13 protein-coding genes are annotated in these 25,916 nt (G+C 53.8%); 7 read left to right on the top strand and 6 right to left on the bottom strand.

Features of this window, described 5'->3' with window-relative positions; translation table 11 throughout:
• Positions 1-834: 834 nt before the first annotated feature.
• The 5 genes from rpoC to ACUZ9P_RS14335 form a co-directional block, all read right to left on the bottom strand.
• Entirely contained in the window at positions 835-5,004 is a 4,170-nt protein-coding gene (rpoC, locus tag ACUZ9P_RS14355; RefSeq protein WP_449250210.1) for a DNA-directed RNA polymerase subunit beta', read from the bottom strand.
• Positions 5,005-5,122: 118 nt separating this feature from the next.
• Positions 5,123-9,259 (bottom strand): DNA-directed RNA polymerase subunit beta, encoded by a 4,137-nt coding sequence (rpoB, locus tag ACUZ9P_RS14350; RefSeq protein WP_449250209.1) that lies wholly within the window; start codon positions 9,257-9,259, stop codon positions 5,123-5,125.
• Positions 9,260-9,740: 481 nt separating this feature from the next.
• Positions 9,741-11,081, bottom strand: coding sequence for a hypothetical protein (locus tag ACUZ9P_RS14345; protein ID WP_449250208.1), 1,341 nt, complete (start codon positions 11,079-11,081; stop codon positions 9,741-9,743).
• A gap of 109 nt (positions 11,082-11,190) precedes the next feature.
• Positions 11,191-13,434 carry a SpoIIE family protein phosphatase gene (locus ACUZ9P_RS14340; RefSeq protein WP_449250207.1) on the bottom strand — a complete coding sequence of 748 codons (2,244 nt, stop codon included), beginning with the start codon at positions 13,432-13,434 and terminating at the stop codon, positions 11,191-11,193.
• Positions 13,435-13,512: 78 nt separating this feature from the next.
• The gene (locus tag ACUZ9P_RS14335; RefSeq protein ID WP_209818972.1) at positions 13,513-13,809 is read right to left on the bottom strand and encodes an STAS domain-containing protein; all 297 of its coding nucleotides are present in this window, start codon (positions 13,807-13,809) and stop codon (positions 13,513-13,515) included.
• A 584-nt stretch (positions 13,810-14,393) separates the two neighbouring features.
• Between ACUZ9P_RS14335 and ACUZ9P_RS14330 the strand changes: the two genes are divergently transcribed.
• Genes ACUZ9P_RS14330 through ACUZ9P_RS14310 form a run of 5 tightly spaced genes read left to right on the top strand, consistent with a single transcriptional unit; the run spans position 14,394 to position 20,261 of the window.
• On the top strand, positions 14,394-14,606 hold the full coding sequence (locus tag ACUZ9P_RS14330) for a hypothetical protein (protein ID WP_449250206.1): 213 nt from the start codon (positions 14,394-14,396) through the stop codon (positions 14,604-14,606).
• A 13-nt stretch (positions 14,607-14,619) separates the two neighbouring features.
• On the top strand, positions 14,620-15,747 hold the full coding sequence (locus tag ACUZ9P_RS14325) for a HesA/MoeB/ThiF family protein (protein ID WP_449250205.1): 1,128 nt from the start codon (positions 14,620-14,622) through the stop codon (positions 15,745-15,747).
• On the top strand, positions 15,744-16,904 hold the full coding sequence (locus tag ACUZ9P_RS14320) for a HesA/MoeB/ThiF family protein (protein ID WP_449250204.1): 1,161 nt from the start codon (positions 15,744-15,746) through the stop codon (positions 16,902-16,904). The genes ACUZ9P_RS14325 and ACUZ9P_RS14320 overlap by 4 nt, the downstream gene beginning before the upstream one ends.
• Positions 16,828-18,102, top strand: a complete 1,275-nt coding sequence (locus tag ACUZ9P_RS14315; RefSeq protein ID WP_449250203.1) for a hypothetical protein — start codon at positions 16,828-16,830, stop codon at positions 18,100-18,102. The genes ACUZ9P_RS14320 and ACUZ9P_RS14315 overlap by 77 nt, the downstream gene beginning before the upstream one ends.
• Positions 18,081-20,261 (top strand): hypothetical protein, encoded by a 2,181-nt coding sequence (locus tag ACUZ9P_RS14310; RefSeq protein ID WP_449250202.1) that lies wholly within the window; start codon positions 18,081-18,083, stop codon positions 20,259-20,261. The genes ACUZ9P_RS14315 and ACUZ9P_RS14310 overlap by 22 nt, the downstream gene beginning before the upstream one ends.
• 335 nt (positions 20,262-20,596) lie before the next feature.
• Here ACUZ9P_RS14310 and ACUZ9P_RS14305 read toward each other — a convergent pair whose 3' ends face one another.
• Positions 20,597-21,412: a MerR family transcriptional regulator gene (locus tag ACUZ9P_RS14305; protein WP_449250201.1), complete on the bottom strand. Its 816-nt coding sequence runs from the start codon at positions 21,410-21,412 to the stop codon at positions 20,597-20,599.
• A 123-nt stretch (positions 21,413-21,535) separates the two neighbouring features.
• On the opposite strand from ACUZ9P_RS14305, the gene ACUZ9P_RS14300 reads away from it, so the two are divergent.
• Both ACUZ9P_RS14300 and ACUZ9P_RS14295 read left to right on the top strand, forming a co-directional pair.
• Positions 21,536-22,762, top strand: coding sequence for an efflux RND transporter periplasmic adaptor subunit (locus ACUZ9P_RS14300; RefSeq protein WP_449250200.1), 1,227 nt, complete (start codon positions 21,536-21,538; stop codon positions 22,760-22,762).
• A gap of 3 nt (positions 22,763-22,765) precedes the next feature.
• Entirely contained in the window at positions 22,766-25,906 is a 3,141-nt protein-coding gene (locus ACUZ9P_RS14295; RefSeq protein WP_449250199.1) for an efflux RND transporter permease subunit, read from the top strand.
• Positions 25,907-25,916 lie beyond the last annotated feature (10 nt).

Genomic DNA, 25,916 nt, shown 5'->3' with positions numbered 1-25,916 from the left:
CGCAGTCGCGCCCCAGTCTATATGAGGCGGTTAAAAAGAGCAATTAATTAATAAAAAACTTGATGTAATTAATCCGTACAAAACTATTCTCATATTAAAGATACTGTGTCAACGAGGTATGGATTTTTTTATGCAAAAAACTTCAAGTTAAGCTCAACTACTGAAAGGATTGACAATCTATTTTGAATGAGAAAAAATGCACAATCGGCGTAAAAGCTAATGTATTGATATTGTAATAAACACTGCCATTGCATAGTAAAACGATACAATTAATGTTTTAAAAAATATTTTGATGAAGAAGTGTAGATGATTTGCGTATAAACGTAGTTAAAAGATTGCTTATTGTTTCTATAAGTAATGGTGTTTGTGTGTACAATCTTAAAATATCCGCAACGCAAATGCCCGGTTAGCATCTTGATAATCTGCACAACGCATAACTGCAGGCGCTTGCGTGTATAAAGGGGGGCGGCTTTATTTATGGCGCTCAATATGGATTGTGCTTCCTGTGAACCTGATTGGACTGTTCTAGGGGCTAGTGTGTGGCGTGAGGAGGCCTTGGCTGATGTGGCTGGCACCTGAGGCGACAAGCAACATGTGGTGGCAGGATTTTGGAATAGAGAAGTTTACTGCGGCAAGAGGGGCATGCCGTGGGTGAAACTGCCTCCGTGGAGGCAGCAGGCCGTATACAGGCCGTATACAGGCCGTGGACGGGCCAGTGCGTAGACGTTGATGCCCCGCTGGCTCTCACGCGCGCCAACGCAAAGCCCCCTTCGGAAGTGAACTTCCAAAGGGGGCTATCAGTCTCCAGGCCATGGCCCGGTTTATTCTGTCTGCCTAGTTGTTCAGGTCAACCAGAACAGGATTTTCTTCAAGGTCTTCAAGGAACTTGTCGGGACGTTCCTTCTGGTCGGGAACCACGATATCGCCGTTGACGTATTCGCGGTAGCCGGTACCGGCAGGAATGAGGCGACCCACAATGACGTTTTCCTTAAGGCCGCGCAGGTAGTCCATCTTGCCCTTGAGCGACGCCTCGGTAAGCACCTTGGTGGTTTCCTGGAAAGAGGCCGCCGAAATGAACGAAGAGGTGGTCAACGAAGCCTGGGTGATACCCAGCACCAGCGGTTCCGCTGTCGCTGGCACACGGCCTTCGGCAATGACCTTCTGGTTTTCAGCCCTGAACTCGGCCTTGTCCACCTGCTCGCCCACGAGGAAGCTGGTGCCGCCGCAATCGAGAACCGTAACCTTCTTGAGCATCTGACGCACAATAACTTCGATGTGCTTGTCGTCGATACCCACGCCCTGGAAGCGGTACACTTCCTGGATTTCGTCCACGAGGTAGCGGGCAAGGTACTTTTCGCCACGAGTGCGCAGAATATCGTGCAGTTCGGGGTAGCCTTCGGTCAGCGGATCGCCCGCTTCCACAAAGTCGCCGTCGGCAGCGGTAATGTGCTTGCCCTTGGGTACCAGGTATTCCTTGGCCTCGCCGATCTCAGGCGTAACCACCAGCTTGCGCTTGCCCTTGGATTCGCCAGCGTAGGTGACAGTACCCGCGATTTCGGAAACCACGGCCATGTCCTTGGGCTTGCGAACTTCAAAGAGCTCGGCCACGCGCGGAAGACCACCCACGATATCCTTGGTCTTGGATGTTTCGCGGGGCTTACGGGCGATGATGTCGCCGGCCTGAATGTCTGCGCCGTCCTTGATCATGATGATGGAGCCGACGGGCAGGGTGTAGACCGCCGCCGTGCCGCCGTGGCTGCGCTTTTTGACGCTGCCGTGTTCATCGCAGATGGAAATGGACGGGCGGAAGTTGGTGGTGCGGTATTCCATAATGGTCAGGGATGCCTGACGGGTAATATCGTCCACCTTTTCCTGCACGGTCTTGCCGTCGATGATGTCCGTAAAACGGATAACGCCTTCTTCTTCGCAGACAAAGGGTTCGTTGAACGGATCCCATTCGGCCAGCACAACGCCCTTGGTCACTTCCTGCCCGTCATGGACAAGCAGGCGTGCGCCGTTGGGCAGAATGTATTTTTCGCGTTCGCGGCCCTGAGCGTCCACAATAGTGAGCTGGCCGCTCTTGCCGAGCACCAGTTCCACGCCGTCGCGGTTGGTGACGGCGCGCACGCGGTTCAGGATAACGCGACCCGCGTTCTGGGCTTCAAACTTGTTCTTTTCAATAGTGCTCGAGGCGGTACCACCGATGTGGAAGGTACGCATGGTAAGCTGCGTGCCAGGTTCACCGATGGACTGGGCCGCGATGATACCCACGGTTTCGCCCGTGTTGACCAGGTGCCCGCGGGCAAGGTCACGCCCGTAGCAGAGGGCGCAGATGCCGCGTTCGGCCTGGCAGGTAAGGGGCGAGCGCACGGTGATGGAGGAAATGCCCTTGTCGCTGATAAGCTGGGCTTCCTTTTCCTCAATAAGCGTGTTTTCGGGCATCAGCACGGTGTTTGGATCATCGGGATCAAACACGGGGTAGAGCAGCACACGGCCAATGACGCGCTCGGCCAGCGGGGTTTTGATATCGCCGCCGTCCTTGAGGTGAGTCAGTTCGATGCCGTCCACAGTGCCGCAGTCGTGTTCGCAGACAATAACGTCCTGCACAACATCAACCAGACGGCGGGTAAGGTAACCGGAGTTGGCCGTCTTGAGGGCGGTATCGGCGAGACCCTTACGAGCACCGTGGGTGGAGGTGAAGTACTGCAACACCGACAGACCTTCGCGGAACGAAGATGTGATAGGCGTTTCAATGATTTCACCAGAAGGCTTGGCCATAAGACCACGCATGCCTGCGAGCTGACGCATCTGGTCCTGGTTACCACGAGCGCCCGAATTGGACATCATGAAGATCGGGTTGAAGCTCTGGTTCTTTTCCTGCTTGCCGGTTTTGGGATCAGTGAGGATGTCGTAGGAGATATCCTTGATCATCTCTGCCGAGACGTCCTGTGTGGCCTTGGTCCACACGTCAACCACCTTGTTGTACTTTTCAGTACGGGTGATGATACCGTCGCGGTACTGATGTTCAATGTCGTCCACTTCCGCCTGCGAGGCAGCCAGAATGTGCTTCTTGCTTTCAGGAATGGTGAGGTCTTTCACGCCGATGGTCACGCCCGCCCTGGTGGCGAATTCGTAACCCATGTCCTTGAGGCGGTCGCACAGAATGACCGTGGCCTTGATGCCGCATTGCCGGTAGGCCGCGCCCACGAGACGCGCAATGTTCTTCTTGGTGAGCACGCAGTTGACGTTTTCGAAGCCCAGCTTTTCGGGCAGGATGTCGCTCACCAGCACGCGGCCGGGGGTCGTGTCGTACATGTGACCATCGGGCATGCGCACCTTGACGCGGGCATGCAGCGAAACCTGTCCGCCGTCATAGGCGGCTTCCACTTCCCAGGGGGCGCAGAAGCTCATGCCTTCGCCCTGCTCAAAGCTGCGCTCGGCGGTCATGTAGTACAGACCAAGCACGATATCCTGAGAAGGCACAATGACAGGGCCGCCGTTGGCGGGCGAGAGAATGTTGTTGGTGCTCATCATGAGCACGCGGCATTCGATCTGCGCTTCCACCGAAAGGGGAATGTGCACGGCCATCTGGTCACCGTCAAAGTCGGCGTTGTAGGCCGAGCAGACGAGCGGATGCAGACGGATGGCCTTGCCTTCGACCAGCAGGGGTTCAAAGGCCTGAATGCCCAGACGGTGCAGGGTAGGGGCGCGGTTGAGCAGAATGGGGTATTCGCGCACCACTTCCGAAAGGATATCCCACACTACCAGCTCTTCACGCTCCACCATCTTTTTGGCGCTCTTGATTGTGGAGGCGTGGCCTCTTTTTTCAAGTTCGGCATAGATGAAGGGCTTGAACAGCTCAAGAGCCATCTTTTTGGGCAAACCGCACTGGTGCAGCTTGAGGTAAGGGCCAACGGTAATAACCGAACGGCCGGAGTAGTCAACGCGCTTGCCGAGCAGGTTCTGACGGAAGCGGCCCTGCTTGCCCTTGATCATGTCGGAAAGCGACTTGAGCGGGCGACCGTTGGTGCCTGCAATGGCGCGGCCACGACGACCGTTGTCGAAGAGCGCGTCCACAGCTTCCTGAAGCATGCGCTTTTCGTTGCGGATGATGATTTCGGGCGCGCCCAGTTCCATCAGCCGTTTCAGACGGTTGTTGCGGTTGATCACACGACGGTAAAGGTCGTTGAGGTCAGAGGTGGCAAAGCGGCCACCGTCCAGCGGCACCAGAGGACGCAGTTCCGGCGGGATGACAGGAATGACTTCCATGATCATCCATTCGGGCTTGTTGTCCGACTCAAGGAAAGCTTCGACAATCTTGAGGCGCTTGGTGATCTTTTTCTTCTTGGTCTGGCTCTTGGTGGATTCGCCTTCTTCGCGCAGTTCGGCGCGCAGCTTTTCCAGCTCCAGCTCTTCCAGCAGGCTGCGCACGGCTTCGGCGCCCATGCCCACGGTCAGAACTTCGTCCGTGCCATAGTGGTCAAGAATCTGGAGGTACTGGTCTTCAGAAATGACCTGACGCTTCTGCAGATTGGTCTGACCGGGATCAAGAACGATGTAGGAGTCGAAATACAGCACCTTTTCCAGATCGGCCATGGTCATGTCGAGCAGGGTGCCGATCTTGGAAGGCAGGGTCTTCAAAAACCAGATGTGGGCAACGGGCGCAGCCAGCTCAATGTGGCCCATGCGCTCGCGGCGCACCTTGGAGGCAATAACTTCAACGCCGCACTTTTCGCAGACGATGCCGCGGTGCTTCATGCGCTTGTATTTGCCGCAGTTGCATTCATAGTCCTTCACGGGGCCGAATATCTTGGCGCAGAACAGGCCGTCGCGCTCCGGCTTGAAGGTACGATAATTGATGGTTTCCGGCTTTTTCACTTCGCCGTAAGACCATTCACGAATGGCCTCGGGCGATGCGATGGAAATCTGGATGGCTTTCAGGTTGCGGATGTTCGTCACGTTGGTCGACGCGCCGCGTGCGGTGAAAAGATCGTCCAGGCTCATAGTATACCTTGCTTTGTAAAAAGCTCGTTGAAATCGTTAGCCATGCTGTCGTTGGCCGTGAGAGGCATAACCGCTCACGGCCAACGCAACGCGTTTCCGGGGCCGCAGAAAGGGGCTGTTACGCCTCTTCCTCGCGTTCTTTCATATAGCCCACGCGTTTGGGCTTTTTCTTGCCTTCTTCCTGATGCAGGGTCACGTTGAGGCCAAGGCTCATGAGTTCCTTCACCAACACGTTGAAGGATTCGGGCAGACCGGCTTCAAGGAAGTTGTCGCCCTTGACGATCTTTTCGTACATCTTCACGCGCCCGGTCACGTCGTCCGACTTGACCGTAAGGAATTCCTGCAGCAAATAGGCCGCGCCGTAAGCCTCCAGAGCCCACACTTCCATTTCGCCAAGACGCTGACCACCGAACTGGGCTTTACCGCCGAGGGGCTGCTGCGTCACCAGCGAGTAGGGGCCAGTGGAACGGGCATGGATTTTTTCGTCAACCAAGTGGTGCAGTTTGAGCATGTACATGACGCCCGTGGTCACGCGGTTCTTGAAGGGAACACCCGTGCGGCCATCGTACAGGGTGGTTTTGCCGTCGTTGGCAAGACCAGCCTTGTCCATCCAGCCCCAGATTTCTTCTTCGGTCGCGCCGTCGAACACCGGGGTCTTGGTAACAATGCCGTTGCGCAGCTTGAGGGCGGAGGCCTTGAATTCCTCATCGTTCATGCTGTCCACAAGGGCGTTGATTTCAGGCGAATTGTAAACGCCCTTCAATTCTTCGCGCACAACCTGCATGGCCGCGCCGGAGTCAACCAGTTCGGCCAGCTGCCGACCCAGTTCCTTGGCGCCCCACCCAAGGTGGGTTTCCATGATCTGCCCGATGTTCATACGTGAAGGCACGCCCAGGGGGTTCAACACGATGTCCACGGGGCGACCGTCGGCAAAGAACGGCATGTCTTCTTCCGGCAGAATGCAGGAAACAACACCCTTGTTACCGTGGCGGCCAGCCATTTTATCGCCCACAGAGAGCTTACGCTTGATGGCGATGTGCACCTTGACCATCTTGATGACGCCAGGGGGCAGATCATCGCCTTCCGTAACCTTTTCGCGCTTGGAGTCGTAAATGGCCTTCAGGTATTCAACCTGCTGGTCGTAAGACTTGAGCACATCGGCCACGGCGTCGTTGACTTCCTTGCTTTTGAACAGGCCCGCGAGTTTCTTCACGGGGATCTGTTCAAGCACGTCTTCAGTCAGGGCTGCGCCCACTTCGGCCAGCACTTCGCCCTTCTTCTTGCCAGGCACTGCGGCTGCGATCTGCTTGCCCAGCACATGCGGGGCAATCTGAACGCGGGTGCGGTCGGACAAAGCGCGAAGGTGATCAGATTCCTTCTGGTCCAGCACGGATGTGTCGTGGCTTTCAATGGTCAGCGTGCGGTCGTCCTTCTCGCCGGAGCGGCGGTTGAAGACCTTCACGTCAATGATGGTGCCTTCCACTCCCGGGGGAACCTTGAGGGAGGTGTTTTTCACATCCCGCGCCTTCTCGCCGAAGATGGCGCGAAGCAGCTTTTCTTCAGGGGTAAGCTGGGTTTCGCCCTTGGGCGTGATCTTGCCCACAAGGATATCGTCGGGCTTGACCGCTGCGCCGATGCGGATGATGCCGCTTTCGTCCAGGTTGCGCAGCATTTCTTCGCTGACGTTGGGAATATCGCGAGTGATTTCCTCCGGTCCAAGCTTGGTATCGCGGGCCACTACCTCGAATTCTTCAATATGAATGGAGGTAAAGGTATCCTCGCGAACGGTGCGCTCGGAAATGAGGATGGAGTCTTCGTAGTTGTAACCGCACCAGGGCATGAAGGCGACCACCAGGTTTTTGCCGAGGGCCAGTTCGCCTTCGTCAATACCGGGGCCGTCAGCCAGAATCTGGCCCTTTTTCACGGGCATGCCGGGGTAGCAGGTGGGCTTTTGCCCAAAGCAGGAGTTCTGGTTGGACTTGTGGAACTTCAGCAGATCATAGGCGCGCACGCCACCCTGCTTGGGGAACACATCGCCTTCGTACGAAACGATGAGGCGGTCGGCGTCCACATATTCCACCTTGCCCGGAGCGGGAGCCACGATGCACGCGCCGGAGTCGCGGGCCACGTCCACTTCCATGCCGGTGCCCACCAGGGGTTTTTCGGCGCGCAGAAGCGGCACGGCCTGACGCTGCATGTTTGAACCCATGAGCGCGCGGTTGGCGTCGTCGTGTTCCAGGAAGGGAATGAGCGCGGCAGAGATGGAGACCATCTGGCTGGGCGAAATGTCCATCAGGGTCACTTCTTCACGCAGGTTCATTTCCACTTCGCCCTTGACGCGCACGGTAACGTATTCGTCAAGCAGATTGCCATCGGCGTCGGTGCGGGCGTTGGCCTGGGCCACAACCTGACCGCCTTCGCGGGATGCATCGAGGTGCACCACATCATTGGTAACGCGGGCATTGCGCACAACGCGGTAAGGCGTTTCGATAAAGCCGTAGTCGTTCACCTTGGCAAAGGTTGTCAGCGAAACGATCAGACCGATGTTCGGGCCTTCAGGCGTTTCAATGGGGCAGATGCGGCCATAGTGCGAGGTGTGCACGTCGCGCACTTCAAAGCCCGCGCGTTCACGGGTAAGACCGCCGGGGCCCAGAGCCGAAAGGCGGCGCTTGTGCGTCACTTCGGAGAGCGAGTTGGTCTGATCCATAAACTGCGAAAGCTGCGAGGTGCCGAAGAATTCTTTCAGCACAGCCGCCACAGGCTTGGGATTGATAAGGTCGTGGGGCATGAGCGTGGAAATTTCCTGAAGGCTCATGCGCTCCTTGATGGCGCGTTCCATACGCACAAGGCCGATGCGGTACTGGTTTTCCACCAGTTCGCCCACCAGACGCACACGGCGGTTGCCAAGGTGGTCGATATCATCGGCGGGGCCGTGGCTGTCCTTCAACTGCACCAACACCTTGATGGCGGTGAGGATGTCGTGGTCGGTCAGCGTACGCAGGTCGTCAGCCTCATCCAGGCTCAGACGCTGGTTGAGTTTATAGCGGCCCACGGGCGACAGGTCATAGTAGTCGCCGTTGCGGAACAGGTTGTCAAAGAAGCTGGCCGCAATTTCCGGGGTAGGCGGAGAAGACGGACGCAGACGACGGTAGATTTCTTCCTGCGCTTTCTGCTGGTCGGGGATGCGATCCTGAACCAGAGTATCGCGGATGGACGAAGACGTATCCGTGCCCTTGGTGTGCAGCACGGCAATGCGCGTGATGCCCGCTTCGCGGAAGCGGTCGAGCAGGCCTGCGGTGATTTCGTCCGCGGCTTCGGCCAGCACTTCGCCGGTCTTGGGATCGGCCACGTCCAAAGCCAGGAACATGGCGTCCAGCGTGTCGGGGCGAACTTCAATAGCTTCAATGCCCGCTTCGCAGATCAGGCGCCAGCTGCGCTTGGTGATGGGCTTGCCAGCCTTGACAATGACATTGCCCTGCGCATCGATGATGTCGGCGTAGGCGTTGTCCTTGCGGTACAGGTCCTTGCGCACTTCCCAGAACAGGCTGCTGGCCGACTCAATGCGGTAGTGCTCCTGCGAGTAGAAGTATTCAAGAATCTGCTCCTTGCTCATGCCCATGGCCTTGAACAGGATGGTGGCAGGCATCTTGCGGCGGCGGTCGATGCGGACGTACAGAATATCCTTGTGGTCGAAGTCAAAGTCGAGCCACGAGCCGCGCATGGGGATGATGCGGCAGGAGTAGAGCACTTTGCGGCTGGTGTGGGTCTTGCCGCCGTCGTGCTCAAAGATGATGCCCGGCGAGCGCTGCAACTGGTTAACGATGACGCGCTCGGTGCCGTTGATGATAAACGTGCCCTTTTCCGTCATCAGGGGCAGGGTGCCAAAATAGATATCCTGCTCTTTGATGTCGCGGATGGTGCGGTTGCCCGAAGCTTCATCGGTGTCATAGACAACCAGGCGCACCTTGATGCGCATGGGTGCCTCGTAGGTCAGCCCCTTGGAAATGCACTCGGCCTGGTCGTACTTGGGTTCGCCGATTTCATAGCTGACGAACTCAAGACTGGCGGTCTTATTGAAATCCTCAATGGGGAAGACGGTGTGGAACACACCTTCCAGCCCTTCCTCTGGGCTGCGGTCGGCATCTGAAACGCCTTCCTGAAGGAATTTCTGGTAAGAATCTATCTGCAGATTCAGCAGATGTGGGATAGGGAGGGAAACCTTGATCTTGCCGAACTGTTTGGTGAGCTGGCCCATGGGTACCTCAAGATAGGTAGCGGTTGCGCCCCGGCTGCGCGAGACAAATCAGCATGCCTAAGCCGGCGGGCAAAAAACTTGCTGTCACTGCACCCTGAAAGCGTAATCTGGTGGGAAGGCTAAAAAGAACTTACTGCGGGCAAGGCGTAAAAAACCCATCCCTGTCTGGGTAAACAGGGCTGGGGTCAGGGCATTACCTTTAATATATATGCTTGGTCAGTAAGTTATTGAAAAACAGAAAGGAGCCTCCCGCACCAATCGTTGAAAGAGGATGCATACTAGGAATCCGAGTCCTTGGCAAGCAAAAAAAGCGGGAGAGAAAAATAAAAAAGCCTCTGTTCACTAATTTACCTCAGTGGGAACTTCATGACAAGACAAAAAAATCGCCGGGTGGAGCGGTTATTCTCGTTTGAGCACACAAACCGCACTGGCAGGCGCATAAAAGAACGTTTTTTCCAGCCGCCTTAAAATTGGCCGCGCCTTAACCTATTTCAAACAGGGCCTGCCCCTCCTCGGCTCTCCGGCTCCAGGCCGTGATATGCCCATCGTTGGAAACCTTGATGCCGATGCCGTGCTCGGCCAGGGTCATGGCTGCCGCCTTGCGCCCACCGCTGCTGCTGCCGCCGGGAATCTTGAGGATAGCCCCCACCGCAAAAACGCTGCCATCGTCAAAGATCAGGGTTGCGCCATCAATGGAAAGAAGTTCGGCCCGCAGCTTGCGCGGAATCTGCGCAAAATTCAGGCTTGGCAGGGCCGAGCGCAGCAGTGCGGTTTTGCTGCTGGCATCGTGCCCTAGCATGTCGCCCTGGCTGACTATTTCGTTCAGGTAGTCGTGCAGCCTGTCTTGCGAAATACGCACCAGTTCATCCTGAGAAATGTTCTGCCCAATGCGCTGATTGCGGCGCTCGTTTATCATCCACGGAGTAACGGCATTTGTGCGGAAAAAGCCGATACACGCGCCCTTGTGCCTGAATGAAACGTCGAGCAGGCTCAGGTACAGCGCCTCAATGGTGCCCCTGCTGCCGCCTTGCCCCTGATAGCCAAGCTCGGCAAGGTAGGCCTGATGCGAAAAATGCAGCCACTTGCCGCGCCTTTTAGCAAAAAATAACTGCCTGTTTTTGAAGATGAGGATGTCGCCGTTTCTGCTGAGGCAAAAGGCGCACCTGTTTTGTGATGTCCAATAGGCCACGGGCAGAAAGGACAGAGGCGCGTAAACATGGGCCGCCTCGGCCTCTGCGGGCAATGCCGCCTCGCAGTAGGCGGTTATGCCGCCCTCTGCATTGCACACAAGCAGGGTGTCGCAGCCGGAGGTGAGCACCTTGGCGTAGTCTTCCTTGCAGGCATCAAAAAAATTCACGCTGCCGGGGCGGAGGTCGTCTTCGTCAATGCCCACGCAGAAGGAGATCTTGTCGCCTTCATACGTTTCACTCGACCAGAACGACAGCAGATTCAGCATGCGCAGCACCGTTGTGTGGCGCTCTGGCGAGAGTATTTTGGCAATGCCGATGATCTGCGCCTGCCGTATGCACACAGCGGCGTAATCATCTATATGGGGCGTGGTGAAGATTTTTTCCCATTCATCAAGGATGGTTCGGGCAATGGCCTGCTCCGTTTCTGTAAACGGAATGGCGCGGAAGAGGTACACTTCATCCTCCGGTTGGCCGGTAAGGGCGACCCGCAGCATAAAGCGCCTGCCGTTCATCTCGGCGAGGTCTTCAAAATTTTCTTTGGTGTAGTCATCGTCCAGAATTTCTGTGGCTGGGCCGAAGAGGGGGGCAAGGTATTCTGCCACTGTCTCGATGATGGCTTTTTTTGCTTCCATGATGCTACTCCCTATGGGCATTGGCAGAATCGGCAACCCGCGAAGATACCGCACCTGATGCGGTAGGCTGGCGTGGGCTAAATCAGACGGACCCAGCCAGGCCCCGGACTCAGGCGTCTTCCTGTTTCCAGAGGGTTAAAATGTTCTTGCCGTCCGCGGTGCGGGCATATTCCATCCTGCTCATGATCTTGCGCATCATGGCAATGCCCAGGCCTCCCTCGCGGCGCTGCTCGGCGGGCAGGCTTGTATCCGGGTCCGGCTGGTGAAGGGGGTTGAAGGGGCGGCCTGTATCCTGAAACTGCATCACGGCCTGGAAAGGCCCGGAGCGCGCCCGACAGCGCACCAGCACTGTTCCCTGATCCGGGGCATAGGCATAGTGGGCAATGTTGGCAAAGACTTCTTCCGCAGTAACCAGCAGCATTGGCAGGGTGGCGGCAGGGCACTGGGCGACCTTGAGCTTTTCTTCCAGAAAGGCCAGCAGAGTTTCCAGATGAGCGTCATCCGCCGTTATGAGCAGTTCATCCCAAGCCAGACCAGTAAATTCCAGCGCCAGAATGGTGATGTCGTCCGCCTGCTCAACGCCAGCGGCAAAGTCGTCCACCCGACGCAGCAGGGCCTGCACGGTCTGCTCCGCATCCATACGCTCGGTACCCATCACGGCGCTTTCTATGCCGCTGAGGCCAAGACGTTCGCCCCGGCTGTTTTCCGCCTCGCTGACGCCATCAGTATAGAGCAGCAGACGGTCGCCGGGGGCAATCTGGAAGGTCTGCTCCTTGTACCGAGAATTGGGCATTGCCCCCAGCGGCAGGCCATGGCCTGCTTCAAGCCATGCGTAGCGGCCTTCGGCGTGTTTGAATACCAGCGGATGCTCATGCCCGGCATTGGCGCAGATCAGCCGCCCGGTGGTGAGGTCGAGCACAGCCAGAAAGGCAGTGAGAAAGATATCCTGATCATTGTGCGCCGTGATGCGTTTGTTGGCCTGCGTGAAAATCTCTGCCGGGGAAAGGCCCGATTCCGCAAGGCTCTTGATGAGGGTCTTGGCCGTCATCATAAACAGGGCCGCGCCGATGCCCTTGTCCGCCACATCGGCCACCACAATCACAAGCTGGTTTTTATCCCGCAGATAGAAGTCGTAAAAATCGCCGCCCACCACCTTGGCGGCGCGCATGACGGCAAAAATGTCAAAGTCTTCCCGCTCTGGATAGGCGGGGAAAACGCTTGGCAGCGAGGAGCACTGGATGGCGCGGGCAAATTCCAGCTCTGCGTCTATGCGGCCCGCTGCGGCGCTGATGGCCGCCTTGAGGCTCTGCACGGTCTTGTTGATGCCGTCCGAGAGCAGCCCGAATTCCGGCGTGGTGCGCTCGTTGAGCACCACATCCAGATTGCCGGACGTGATTTTTTGCAGGTCTTCGTTGACGCGGTATACATCGTTGATAACCAGCCGTTTGACCAGATGCGACACCATCCAGAAAATCACGGCAAACAGCGCCATATTGCAGGCCGCGATGTACAGGAGCATGCTGTCGCGCGAAAAAAATACCTCGCTGCGGGGCAGCAGGGCAAAGAGGGTGTAGCCCTCCACCTCGATGCTCTGGCAGATGTACTGCTTGCCGAGAATGGAAACCAGCCCCTTGCCTTCTGGCTGTATGAGGCCGAGGGCGTCCACATTCGCCCCAAGGGGAACAGCGGTCTCGTTGCCCGTGCTGATGACGGCTCCGTAAATGGCGATGGCCATAAAACCGTTGGAGCCAATATGGTAGCGCGGTGCGATTTGATCCACCGCAGCGGAGCGCAAGGCGGCTGTCAGTCGCTTGGGTGAATAGCCGATCTGCACAATGCCAGTGCAGTCGCGGCGGGCCACACCAGCATACTGAAAGGGTTCGTGGTCTGCGCCGCGCTCTTCAATATCCTGCACAAGGGCAAAATCCAGATCGCGCAGGGCTGGCAAAAATGCCGCAGACTGCGGCGAGGACGCCATGTCGTAGTCCGCAAAGGGGCCCGTGGAGGCTATGATCACGCCCCGGTCATCCGCAACGTTCAGCTCTTCCACATCCAGCAGTTTGCGCAAAAAGTGTAAGATGGTTGGGACGTTAAGGATGTTTGGGTTTTGCGTGATTATGGCCGCAAAGGCCCGCGCCTTGGCCAGCGCGCCAGCATCCGAAATTTCGCGGATGTAGGCGGCATTGGTGATGACCATGCGCAGATATTTTTCCCCATCGTCCAGGTTGCTGGAAAGCATATGGCGGGCGTTTTCTTCGGCCTGCCGGGTCTGCAACAGGTAGGATGCGGCAAGTGTGAGGCAAAAGGCAGGAAAGATGCAGATAAAAAGCCATTTGTGAAATAATTTGTGCATGGCGGCCCGCCTTTGCGGGCTTGCCCGCTCAGCATGAGGAAAGCCCGAACCTGGCGGCGCGGGCTTGCGGGTGTGCGGCTATTCTATGGTAAACAGATCCACAAAACCTGTGATGCTGAACACTTCTCTCACGGTTTCATTGGCGTGGATGATGCGCATTCCCTTGCGCTGAACCATGCGCTTGTGCAGGCGCAGCAAAATGCGCAGGCCTGCGCTTGAAATATAGTCCACCTCGCTGAAATCAAGCACCAGCTCGTCCGCAGCGCCGCAGTCTTCTTGCAAATCCCTGTCCAGCGCCGGAGCCGTCACGGTGTCGATCTTGCCCGCTATGCTGACATGCAAAACGCCGTCAGCCAATTTTTTGCAAACCTGCATGTGGGGCCTCATAATGATTTTGGTGGAGCAATCGTATAGCTCTTGCATATCTCTACGATTACAGCGCCCCGCCCGCAAGAGGAAAATACGTATCGGCGGGGCTTGGGTGGGGAGATAAATAATGGCTAGCAGCTAGCATGTATAATGAATCTGTTTTTATAGTTAAAGGTATTCATAAACTTGATCAGTTGTCCGTTGTATTGTTAGGTGGTGCTCCGTGCAGTCAAAATATGCCCTTCTGCTTTATTTATCGTCATTTAGAGGAGGATTGGTAGTTTTGCCTTTTTTCTGTGTGGTGTATGTGTATATTAATGTGTATAAAAAATTATTTGAATAATGTTAAGGTAGTATTGATGGTGTAATGTGTAGCTATAATATTAATTGAATGATAAGTGTTGCGTTATCCATTTGTTACACTGTGTTTTATGTCTGTATTTTAGGCTATACTGAGATTGATAGGTTGCGAATAATTTCTTTTTACAAGGCATAATTAACTTTATCCGAGATTGTGCTCTTGACTTGTTAGCGTGTTTCACATATTGATATTTAAAGTTTTTTATATAACCCTGTTTGAGGATTGAGATATGCAAAACAAGACAGAAAAGAATCTGGAAGAATTTGGCTTTTCCATTGTTGCCGATGAAGATGGCATGGACAGCGTGGCCTACACGGCCACGTGTTCTGGCAGCCGTTCTGATTGTTGCACCCGCGTGTGCTCGGCTGATGCTAACTTTGTCGAAAATGCAGAAGCCTGGGAGAAGTACCTGGCTGTCAAGGGTGGGCAGGTTCAATACTAGAACCGGGCAAACCATGAAACAGCGTTTTTTAGCCTCCACCCTGAATCTGCGCGATGGGGTGGAGGTTTTTATTTACCCGCCATGCGAGGGCAAATGTCAGGTTCTTTTTTTGTTTCTTGGCACCCGTCGTCGCTTGAAAATTGTTTGTAGGCATCAGTTTGCAGTGTTGCTCAAAGAGATTGCCAAGGATCAGTCTTTGGAAGCATCGTTGGCGCAAGCCCATCTTGATCTTGATGACTGTACGGCAGCTTTTCTCAACTTTCTTGAGGGGGAAGGCATTGTCGCATTTGGGAATCCTATTGCAACAGATTTGCTGCCAGCAGCGTATGTGGAGCAATACAAGCGCCAGATGTATTTTCTGCTGGATGTTCTAAAGCAACCAGAGTTGGCAATTGCCGCGCAAAAAAGAATTTTCGATGCCTGCATTGTTGTATTGGGATTGGGGGCCGTTGGTAGCAATATTTTGCAGCAGCTTTGCATGGTTGGTTTTCGCCATTTTACCATTGCGGACTATGCCGTAGTTGAAAAAAATGATGTGGCCCGCACTCCGTATGCCGTTGGCTGTGAGATGGGAAAGGCCAAGACCATCGCTGCAAAAAAGCTGATTGATGACCTCGCTTTCAAACCTGAGGTGCAAATACACGATCTTGTGCTGACTACCCAGACAAGAATTGAGCCGCTGCTCCAGAACGCATCACTCATAATCAATACGGCTGATGAACCTTATGTCGGGTACACCAATATCCGGCTTTCTCGCTATGCCTTGCAGCATAACGTGCCAATGGTGGCGGCAGGCGGGTTTGATGCGCATCTTGCTTCACTTGGTGAGTTGCTGATTCCGCACGTAACCCCCTGCGCCGACTGCTATGCCACCTTTTTTCATGAGAATCTGAAAAACTGGAAGCCAGTGACGCACCCTGTGCAGGAGCGCAGCGAATGGTTTGGCGGGCTTGGCAGTCTGTCTGCATTCAGCGCAGCAACCGCAGTGCTGGAGGTGCTTTCCTATTTTATCAATCCCGATACGGCGAGCGCGGCTGCCAGTGGCGGGCGTGGAGAATTTCTTTTTCACGATTACAGTCTTGATACTTTCAGCGTGGAGCGCGATATCCATTGCCCGTCCTGCGGGGAGGAAGAGCAATGAGCAAATTCAGTCAGGAATATTTTCGTCTACGCCCCTCAGTTTCTTTAACTCCTTTGCCGCAAGCGGGGAGATATCAGTTCTTTCTTTCTGATATTCGGCAAAGCTTCGATATGCAGTTTGCGGATGAAATTTACATAACGATTTTACGAGCTCTTGATGGTAGTCTGACCTTTACCAAGCTTGTGCAACAGTATGGATTGAACGACCAACAGGTGCGGGGGCTGAACAAGCTGTTTGAAGTTCTCTGTGATCGCTGTGTGTTGGAAGACTTCCGTATTGTGCAGGCGCGTGCAAATGATCCCTTTCGCCGTGTAAAAAATTTTATAGCCTCTTATGCGCCTTACAACCATCTGGATTCTGCATGGGAGCGGGTTGTCAACGGGCATATTGTCGTCATCGGGGCGGGCGGAGTGGGCAGTTGGGTGGTCTCCCTTCTTGCCCAGTTTGGTATACGGCATTTTTCGTTGCTGGATGATGACGTTGTCAAGCCGCACAATTTGAACCGTTCTGTTTTCGGCCATGGAAACCTCGGTTTTCCCAAAACTCAGGCGTTGGCTGAAATGCTCGCTGCGCGCAAAAACAATTATTACACGGTCACATCGGTCAGCGACAAACTTGAAAGCCCTCATCAACTTGTTGATCTCTTGCGGCAGGCTGTAGTCACTCCGACTGTTCTGATCAACTGTGCCGATTACCCCTCTGTCTCCCACACATCTGCCATTGTGAATGACGCGGCCTTTGCCTGCCATGTGCCGTACATCATTGCAGGCGGCTACAATATGCACCTCAGCCTTGTGGGGCCAACGGTCATTCCTGGGGAGTCGCCATGTTTTTACTGTATCTCACACGCAATGGAACAGGTTGGCATGGACGCCTTGGAAGGGGCGGAGCGCATAGTCAAAGAACATCGCAATCTGGGTAATATTGGCCCCCTGGCGGCCATATCTGCATCATTTGCCGCCAATGAATGCCTGAAACTGCTTGTGGGGCCGCCGTATATGCAACCCACTATGCTTGGCAAGCGGGGAGAGTTTAATTTTTTAACTAAAAAATTAACTCTTGAAGAGTATAAACGGTGGAATGAATGCCCGTGCTGCGGGAATGGAGTGGAGGAATATGCATTTAAGAATATTGAGTTTTCCAAAGATGATTGTTGATTGCGTAAAATTTGTTTTTTTTAGCTTTTTCGAGTGCATTGTAAATTTATCCGAGCTCATTGGACGTTTGTTTGATGGTATTCTAAAAATTATTTTTCCTCTGTTTGTCATTTCACTTCTGGTTATAATAGTTATTTCTTATAGAGGTCTTGCAATAGCTACCGATTATGAATTTTTTAAATTTTTTTGTCCTGCGGCTGAAAGCGCAAATATGAAAGCTCAGGATTTTATCACTATCCTCACTGGTATTCTTGCCTTGATCATCGGGTCTACAGGGCTTGGGGCATATCTTTCTTTTAGAAAAATTTTAAAAGAAGAAAGAAAAATGACTGATCTTAGGAAGAAATTTGAAGCCCTACTAGAAATGACCGAAGCCTCATCTTTTGATCCCGTTACTGCAACGAAGGATTTAAGTGCAGTTACAGTTTTCAGTCGTGTTGAAAAAAAATGTAAAGATTACGGATTGTTATATGTTCTCCGAGGGGAACAATACTATTATTCTGGATATTATAAATTAGCTATAGCAGATTTTGAACACGCGGTTCACATTGATTCCACTTTAGCTCGTGCTTGGTATGGATGGGGACAGGCCCTATTTAGAATTTACAGTGAAAGGAAGACTGATACACGAGCTGCTTTGATGAATGCACCGTTATGGAATTTTGAAGACTTTTTTAGTAAATCAAGACAGTTTATTATGAAAGAATTTGACTTTAAGATTGCACCGGGTAAGGCAACGGAGGTGGTCGAAAAGTATCAAATGGCTTTGAGATACGGGTATGATGTATCAAAAATAAAATTTGAGATGGGTAGGGTGTATCAGGCAATAGTTGATAATGAAAATAATGAAAGGAATTTAAAGGAAGCTCTTGATGCTTACTCGGCTTCGTTTGATTCAGATAATTATGAAGCTGGCGTGTATTATTGTGGAGCATGGATTCGAAAAAATTATAAAAGAATTGTAGAGAGGAATGATTTTTCCGGTATTGATGAGGTGGTGTATCGGTTGAAATTGATTGAAAATTCAGTTCAAAAGACAATCGTATATACAATGCTATGCTACTTGTATTGCATATCAGATAAGCAGAATGAGGCCAGGAGAGTATTTCCAGAAGCAAATGACCTTTCTATTAATGAACTTTTTTATCTTGAAGCCGAAAATAGTGAGGGTGCCCCATGCTCAAGCTCTCCGGCGTAGAAACCAACAATCTTCAGTCCATTGATGTCGCCTTTCCGCATGGGGAGCTTACGGCCATCGTAGGAGGCAGCGGTGCTGGCAAAACATCGCTGGCATTCCACAGTCTATACGCATTGTGTAAAAACGAGCTGGACACTATTTCTGGTGTTTCGGCAAGTTTGCGCCCGGTTGTACACGCATACGAAAATCTGCTGCCCGCAGTATCGCTGCGTCAAAAAAATACAAACGTAAACCCAAGGTCCAGTATTTTTACGTATCTTGGGCTGGATAAGCTGTTCTTGCCGTTATTTATGCGTGCAAATCCTGATATGCGCCGCAATATTATGGCGCAGAATGCTCCGGATAATTATTGCCCTACCTGCCAAGGTTTGGGTGTGGTCATTAAGCCTGATGCAAAGCGTATCGTTGATTACAGCAAGCCGTTGTCTGCGCACCCTTTTTTAAGTTGGAACAATTTTTTATCTGCGCATTATTACCCCTTGCTGGAGCAGTTTTGCGCTGCACATGCAATTGCAATGTCCAAATCTTTGGATGAATTGCCCGTAGCTCAACGCGATTTGCTGCTCAACAGCCCAGGTAATGAAGTTTATCTTGTGAAATACAAGCAGAAGACCCGTTATCGGCAGAAAAAAATTCCTTTCATAGGTGCGATCCGGGAAATCGAAGACTGCTGCAATAATTTGCAGCAACCGGGCAACAGACAAAAAGCCAAGTCTTACATTTTGGAGCAGTCTTGCCCGCAATGTGGCGGCGCGCGCTTTGCACCGCAGTTGCAGCAGTTCAAACTGAATGGTTGGACAGTTCAGGATGTCATGGCAGCTAATTTTGATGCCTTAGCTACGTTTGTACGCTCATTATCAGGTAAGGACTTTGCCATACACCGATTGGCTACGCTCTTTGAGCATATAATAAAAAATAATCTCGGCTATCTTGCGCCCATGCGTTCCATCCCGTCACTTTCTGGGGGAGAGTTCCAGCGGCTTCAATTAGCGGCAATTTTAAGCGCAGACTTCTGCAATTTGCTCTATGTTGTCGATGAAGCTTCATCATCATTGCATGTTGCTGAGTATGCTCATGTTATCAAACAGATTGAAGCCCTGAAAAATAAGCCCGCTACAGTGGTTATGGTCGAACATAAACTAGAATTTATTGAAAAATCAGACCGGGTAATTGCTCTGAATGATGGCAATGTGATTGATGATGCTGAGTGGCTGCAAGAACAAAAGGCCATTTCTATTAAGAGAACGCCTGTCATCCCCAAGGGAAGTAGAGAGTTCAGTGTTAAAGCTGTCAATAATATTAAAGAATTGTCTGTAACAATTCCAATGGGCTGTCTGGTTGGGTGTTGCGGTATGTCTGGCTCCGGAAAATCCTCATTTGCCGAGGCCATATCGAGCCAGAAAAACGTCTCGTATATCAACCAAAGTGGTATCCATGGCAACAGTAATTCAACAGTGGGCACGTACCTCAAGTTGATGCAGCCGCTGGATGCTTTTTTATGCAATAAACTTGGTACAGCTTCTAAGACCTTTCTTTTTAACAATGAGGACAGCCAATGTCCCAATTGCATGGGTAAGGGTTTTATTGAACTGGAGGCTGCTTATAGCCATACTTTTCGGTACCCGTGCGATATCTGCAACGGCCAGCGTTATAACCAGCAAGTTCTGGCGCATTCGTACATGGGATGCTCTATTCATGACATCTTGATCATGCCCGTGGCCCAGTTGGTGGAAAGGTCGTTGTTCAAAGAAAGTGCTCTGCTTACATCAAAATTTGAAGATATGCAGTCAATTGGGTTGGGGCACCTTAATCTCTTCCGGGCAACTTCGGAATTGTCTGGCGGTGAGGCTCAGCGCATTCGATTGTTGTCGCAGATTAAGACAAATTTGAAAAAAACGTTCCTGATTGTTGATGAGCCATCACGGGGGCTTGAGAGAAATGATTCAAAGCTGCTTTTAGATTTTTTGGATTCGTTGTTGCCATCAACCCAGGGCATCATGGTTATCGAGCACAATGTCTTTTTACTGAAGCATATGGACTACATTGTAGAATTTGGACCGGGTGGTGGAGATAGGGGCGGAAGCATAATATATCAGGGGCGTATACAAGATATGCCGGGTTCAAAGTCTGTAATTAAAGATTATTTATGTAAGGATTAAGAGTTGGGCTTGTTTCGGCCATTTGCATCGGCGTATGGGGCATTTTTTTGAGCCTACTAGTTGAATTATTTTCTTTATTTTGCTCATGGAACTTTGGATCCATATTTTTGCCAGGCGGCTCCTTATCCGCTACGTGCTCTGACAGACAACCATTTTCGATGTGTTGCACAGTGTGCCCCTTGTGCTGACGCGCAGAACCAGGGATTCGGCGTTCAGGCCCATAGCCTCGGCGTTCTGCCGTTGGTGATTTGCCATCATCGGGGCAGGGGCGAGGGCGCACGGGCCGTGCTGGCGGGCCTTGATTACGGGGAACCGTCAATTGAGGCCGCATGCCGCTATTCAACCCGAATGGCATATTTCACTGCGTAGCAGTCGCCGCCCTCCTGCATGACGTAACTCATCATGTCGCACACATAGACATCGCTTTTCATGGTCAGGCCAGCGGCGCTGACCTTCTTCAGCATATCGGCAAGGGCCAGCCTGTGCGAGGCGTCCGTGCCGTTGTGGGCCATAATGGCATATTTCCCCTCAGGTTTTATATGGAGGAGGGAGGGCGGCGTGGAGCGCCGCACCTTGGTGAAGTAGTATCGCTCAACATAGCTGCCCTGCCGTATGTCATCCAGGCAAAAGACAACGCCAAAGGGGTAACGCGGTTTTTCTTCCTGCTGCTCATATCCGCGATTATATTCCACAAAGCGCTGCACAAGTTCCCATTGCGACTCTGAGGGGCTTGCGCCTGTTGGCGTCATTTCCAGCCGTTCTGCCTTTTGGTGCCGCACGGTCATGGTGTCGTATTCAAAATCCAGGGCTTCGCGCAGGCAGGCGGTCATGTCTTTGAGCATCAATCTGCGCTGGGCCACTCGGCGCAGTTCCTTTTCTGCGGCGAGCTGTTTTTCCCGCAGGAAGGACAAGAAGTCCTCGCCGTTCATGTTGTGCAGGTGCGCCTTGACCTCCTTCAGCGAGCTGCCGACCTCCTTGAGCATGGAGAGCAGGTCAAATTCAAAATACTGCTCAACCCCGTATCGGCGGTACCTGTTTTCTGAAACGTGCTTGGGTTTCAGCAACCCTTCTTTTTCATAGAACAGCAGGGTGCCTTTTTGCGTGCCGCACAGGCTGGCGAATTCGCCTGAGGTGAGCAGATTCTTTTTCATTTCATTTTTCCCTTGACTCTAAAGTAACTGTATAGTTTACGCTGGCAAATTACAGGCAAAAGGGCAAGCCCGAGATTGCTTGCCGACACTGGAACAGAGGTGTTTGTAATGCGCTGGTTTAGTATGAAAAAATTTCGACTGTGGCTGCTCGTGCCCTTGTGGCTGACAGTGCTCGCCCTTGGCTGCAACAAGGCGGAGGAGTCTGGCCCAGCCCATGCCGAGGTGCAGTACCTTGTGCTGGGGGAAGAAAAGTTGACCCTGAGCAGTACGCTACCGGGGAGAGTGTCCGCGCTGGTAACGGCGGAGGTTCGGCCTCAGGTTGACGGCATTATCATTGAGCGTCTTTTTGAAGAAGGCGCAGATATAAAAAAAGGGCAGGTCTTGTACCGCATAGACCCGGCCATCTATCAGGCGGCCCACGCCACGGCCAGAGCCTCGCTTGCGGAGGCAAAGGCCGCTGTTACCGCCATTGCCCTGCTGGAAAAACGCCAGCGGTTGCTGATCAAGCAATACGCCGTAAGCCAGCAGGAGCTGGACAATTCCATCTCGCAGCACGGTCAGGCCCGCGCCCGCGTTGCCAGGGCGGAGGCCGAGCTTGAAACAGCGGCCATCAATCTTGCCTATACAGAAATAAAAGCCCCGGTGTCAGGCCGCATTGGGGCCTCTGCCGTTACGGTCGGCGCTCTGGTTACTGCCAACCAGTCATCCCCTCTGGCCGTCATTCAGCAGATTGACCGCGTCTATATTGATATGACGCAATCCAGCGCGGAGGCTATCCGCCTGCGCCGCGCCCTTGCGCAGGGCCGCATATCCGCCAAGGGCAATACAGCAAAAATCCGCCTGACGCTTGAAGACGGTTCGCCCTATACGCCAGTGGCCACAGCAGCGCATGCTGGTGAATCGGCCTGGATACAGGGCGACCTGCTGTTTTCTGAAATATCTGTGGCGCAGAGCACGGGGAGCATAAGGCTGCGGGCAGTGGTCGATAACCCTGACGGGCTGCTGCTGCCGGGCATGTACGTTAAGGCCGCTATTGAAGAAGGCTCGGTGGACAAGGCCGTGCTGATCCCGCAGGGGGCCGCCTTTGTGAACAACACTGGCGGGCATTCTGTTTACGTGTTGCAGAAAGAAGGCGCGGAAGACGGGATTTTTCGTCTGACGCGGCGCGATGTGAGCATTGACCGCGCATACGGCAACCGCTGGATTGTGGGCGCGGGCCTCAGCGCTGGCGACATACTGGTGGTTGAGGGCTTCCAGAAAGCGGCCCCCGGTGAACTTGTGCGGGGCGTACCCGCGCAATCATTGCAAACAAAGGCCGCCCCTGCGGCGTCTGCCACCGAGGCGCGGTAGGGTATGGCAGCTTTTTTCATCAATCGCCCCATCTTCGCCTGGGTTATTGCCATCATCATTATGCTGGCCGGACTGCTGGCTCTTGGCAGGCTCCCCGTTGCGCATTATCCGGATATCGCCCTGCCGCAGATATCCATCTCGGCCCAGTACCCAGGAGCGACCGCGTCCATTGTTGACCGCAGCGTAACGCAGATCATTGAGCAGCAGATAAAAGGCCTGGACAACCTGCTGCACATGAAATCAACCAGCAGTTCCTCCGGCGGTACGGAAATTACCCTCACCTTTGCTGCGGGCACGGATGCTGATACGGCGCAGGTGCAGGTGCAGAACAAGGTGCAGCAGGCTCTTTCCCTGCTGCCCGATACAGTGCAGCGGCAGGGCGTTCAGGCGTCCAAAGCCGTGGACAATTCGTTCATGACAGTGGCTTTTTACGATGCCAGCGACACCATGCGCCCCAATGACATAAGCGACTACGTGGCAAGCTCGCTGGTTGACCCCTTGAGCCGCGTTCAGGGCGTTGGTGCAATCACCCTGTACGGTTTTCAAAATGCCATGCGCATCTGGTGCGACCCGGACAAAATGCGCCAGTACAAGCTGAATCCTCAGGATATTATTGCTGCCGTGCGCGCTCAGAACGCCCAGGTTGCTGGCGGTCAGGTGGGGGCGGCCCCTGCCTTGCCGGGGCAGGAGATCAATATTGCCATCAACGCCTCATCCAGCCTGGAAACAGCGGAACAGTTTGAACAGATTCAGCTGCGGGTGGAAGAAAACGGATCCGCAGTGCTGCTTAAGGATGTTGCCCGCATCGAACTGAATGAAGAAAGTTCCATGGGCACCACATTTTTCAACGGGCATGCGGGTACGGGGCTGGCTTTCAAGCTTTCATCGGGGGCCAACGTTCTGCAAACCACCAGGGGAATCAAGGCCGAATTGCAGTCGCTTGCCGGATTTTTCCCGCCGGGGTTGAAATATGCCTATGCTGACGACCGCGCGCCCATTGTGGAAAAATCCATACGGTCGGTTGTGCGTACCCTTTTTGAGGCCATTGCCCTTGTTGTGGCGGTGATGTTTGTGTTCATGCAGAGCTACCGCGCCACGCTTATTCCGGCCATTGCCGTACCTGTGGTGCTGCTCGGGGTGTTCGCGGTATTTGCGGCCATGGGGTTTTCCATCAACACATTGACCATGTTCGGCATGGTGCTGGCTATTGGTCTTTTGGTGGATGACGCCATTGTTGTGGTGGAAAATGTGGAGCGCCTCATGCGCGACGAGGGGCTTTCCCCAAAGGAGGCCGCGCTCAAATCCATGAAGCAGATAACCGGGGCGCTTGTGGGCGTTGCCGTGGTCATATCCGCCGTGTTTGTTCCCATGGCCTTTATGCCCGGCTCCACCGGGGCAATCTTTCGGCAGTTTTCCGTGACCATTGTTGCGTCAATGGTACTTTCTGTAGTGGTTGCCATTGTGCTTACGCCTGCCCTGTGCGCCACCATGCTGCGTACGCATGGCAAAGGAACGGGCGAAGGCTTCTTTGGGCGCTTCAACCGATGGTTTGCCGCCTTTACGGAACGCTACAGCCGTGGCGTGAGCGGCATGGTGCGGCACCCCTTGCAGTGGGGTGTGGTATTTGCGGTTTTGGCAGCAGGGTGCCTGGCTTTGTTTATGCTTTTGCCTTCGGCATTTTTGCCGGATGAAGATCAGGGCATCCTGTATGTTGACGTGCAGTTGCCGCCGGGCGCGTCACTTGAGCGCACGGAAAAGATTGTCAAAGAGATTGATGCCTACTTTCGCAAAGACGAAAAGGATTCCATAGAAAGCGTCATGAGCGTTATCGGCTGGGGATTCAGCGGTTCCGGCCAGAACTCGGCCATGGTGCTTCCCCTGCTCAAGGACTGGAGCAAACGCGGCCCGGGGCAGAGCGCCTCTGACGTGATGGAACGCGCCACGGAACGGTTTTCATCCATAGCCGGGGCGGAAATAGTTGTGATGTCGCCCCCGGCGGTCATGGAGCTTGGCACTTCCTCCGGCTTTGAGCTGGAACTGATGGATCGCGGCGGCAAAGGGCACGCGGCCTTGCTCAACGCCAAGGATGCCCTGCTGGAAAGTGCGGCAAAATCCACTGCTGTTACCAGCGTAAGGTATAGCGGCATGGCCGATACCGAACAGTACGATCTGGTCATCGACAACAGCAAGGCTGGCGCTTACGGCCTGAGCAGAGCCGAAATAAACAGCGCCATCAGCGCCTACTGGGCGGGCGAGTATATCAATGATTTTTCGGATAAGGGCAGAACAAAAAAGGTCTACCTTCAGGCGGAGCCTTCGGTTCGCGCTGGAATAGACGATTTCAGGCGCTTTTATCTGCGCAACGCCAAGGACGAGATGGTGCCGTTCTCCAGTTTTATCGGCGTAAAGTCCGTTCTGGCTTCACCAAGCCTGACCCGCTATCAGGGCATACCGTCCGTAAAGATTGAAGGGGCCGCCGCACCGGGGCAAAGCACCGGGCAGGCCATGACGGCAATGGAAAAAAGCGCGGCAAGTCTGCCCCCCGGTTTTGATTATGCCTGGACGGGGCTTTCCTATCAGCAGCGTGTGTCCGCAAGTCAGGCCCCTTTGCTCTATGCTGTTTCCATTATCGTGGTCTTTCTTTGTCTGGCAGCCCTGTACGAAAGCTGGACTATCCCGCTGGCGGTGCTGCTGGCGGTGCCCACGGGCATTGTGGGCGCACTGGGCGGTGTGTACCTGCGCGGCATGAATAATGACATTTACCTGCAAATTGCACTGCTGACGATCATTGGCCTGTCGGCCAAGAACTCAATTCTGATCGTGGAATTTGCCAGAGAAATGCACCGGGGCGGCAAAGATCTGGTTGCAGCCACTGTGGAGGCCTCCCGGCTTCGCCTGCGGCCCATCATAATGACTTCGCTATGCTTCATTCTTGGTGTGGTGCCGCTGGCGCTCAGCAGCGGGGCAGGCTCCGGCGCGCAAAACGCCCTTGGCACAGCAGTGCTGACAGGCATGATCACCGCAACAGGTTTGGGCATTTACTACACGCCGCTGTTCTTCATCGTCGTGACCCGTTTTTTCAGCAGAAGGCTGCGGCGAAAAGAGCCTTCTGCCGAACCTGCGGCGCAGCCAGAACAACATTGAGCATGGCACG

It is taken from the genome of Desulfovibrio intestinivivus (assembly GCF_053570665.1).
This window is presented reverse-complemented; position numbering and strand designations above follow the sequence as displayed.

What these genes read in the sequence shown, in the direction of transcription:
- ACUZ9P_RS14315 (WP_449250203.1), top strand. Translation starts at nt 16,828, where the DNA reads ATGAATGCCCGTGCTGCGGGAATGGAGTGGAGGAATATGCATTTAAGA.
- ACUZ9P_RS14320 (WP_449250204.1), top strand. Translation starts at nt 15,744, where the DNA reads ATGAGCAAATTCAGTCAGGAATATTTTCGTCTACGCCCCTCAGTTTCT.
- ACUZ9P_RS14305 (WP_449250201.1), bottom strand. Translation starts at nt 21,412, where the DNA reads ATGAAAAAGAATCTGCTCACCTCAGGCGAATTCGCCAGCCTGTGCGGC.
- ACUZ9P_RS14335 (WP_209818972.1), bottom strand. Translation starts at nt 13,809, where the DNA reads ATGCAGGTTTGCAAAAAATTGGCTGACGGCGTTTTGCATGTCAGCATA.
- ACUZ9P_RS14295 (WP_449250199.1), top strand. Translation starts at nt 22,766, where the DNA reads ATGGCAGCTTTTTTCATCAATCGCCCCATCTTCGCCTGGGTTATTGCC.
- ACUZ9P_RS14325 (WP_449250205.1), top strand. Translation starts at nt 14,620, where the DNA reads ATGAAACAGCGTTTTTTAGCCTCCACCCTGAATCTGCGCGATGGGGTG.
- ACUZ9P_RS14345 (WP_449250208.1), bottom strand. Translation starts at nt 11,081, where the DNA reads ATGGAAGCAAAAAAAGCCATCATCGAGACAGTGGCAGAATACCTTGCC.
- ACUZ9P_RS14310 (WP_449250202.1), top strand. Translation starts at nt 18,081, where the DNA reads ATGCTCAAGCTCTCCGGCGTAGAAACCAACAATCTTCAGTCCATTGAT.
- ACUZ9P_RS14330 (WP_449250206.1), top strand. Translation starts at nt 14,394, where the DNA reads ATGCAAAACAAGACAGAAAAGAATCTGGAAGAATTTGGCTTTTCCATT.
- rpoB (WP_449250209.1), bottom strand. Translation starts at nt 9,259, where the DNA reads ATGGGCCAGCTCACCAAACAGTTCGGCAAGATCAAGGTTTCCCTCCCT.
- rpoC (WP_449250210.1), bottom strand. Translation starts at nt 5,004, where the DNA reads ATGAGCCTGGACGATCTTTTCACCGCACGCGGCGCGTCGACCAACGTG.
- ACUZ9P_RS14340 (WP_449250207.1), bottom strand. Translation starts at nt 13,434, where the DNA reads ATGCACAAATTATTTCACAAATGGCTTTTTATCTGCATCTTTCCTGCC.
- ACUZ9P_RS14300 (WP_449250200.1), top strand. Translation starts at nt 21,536, where the DNA reads ATGAAAAAATTTCGACTGTGGCTGCTCGTGCCCTTGTGGCTGACAGTG.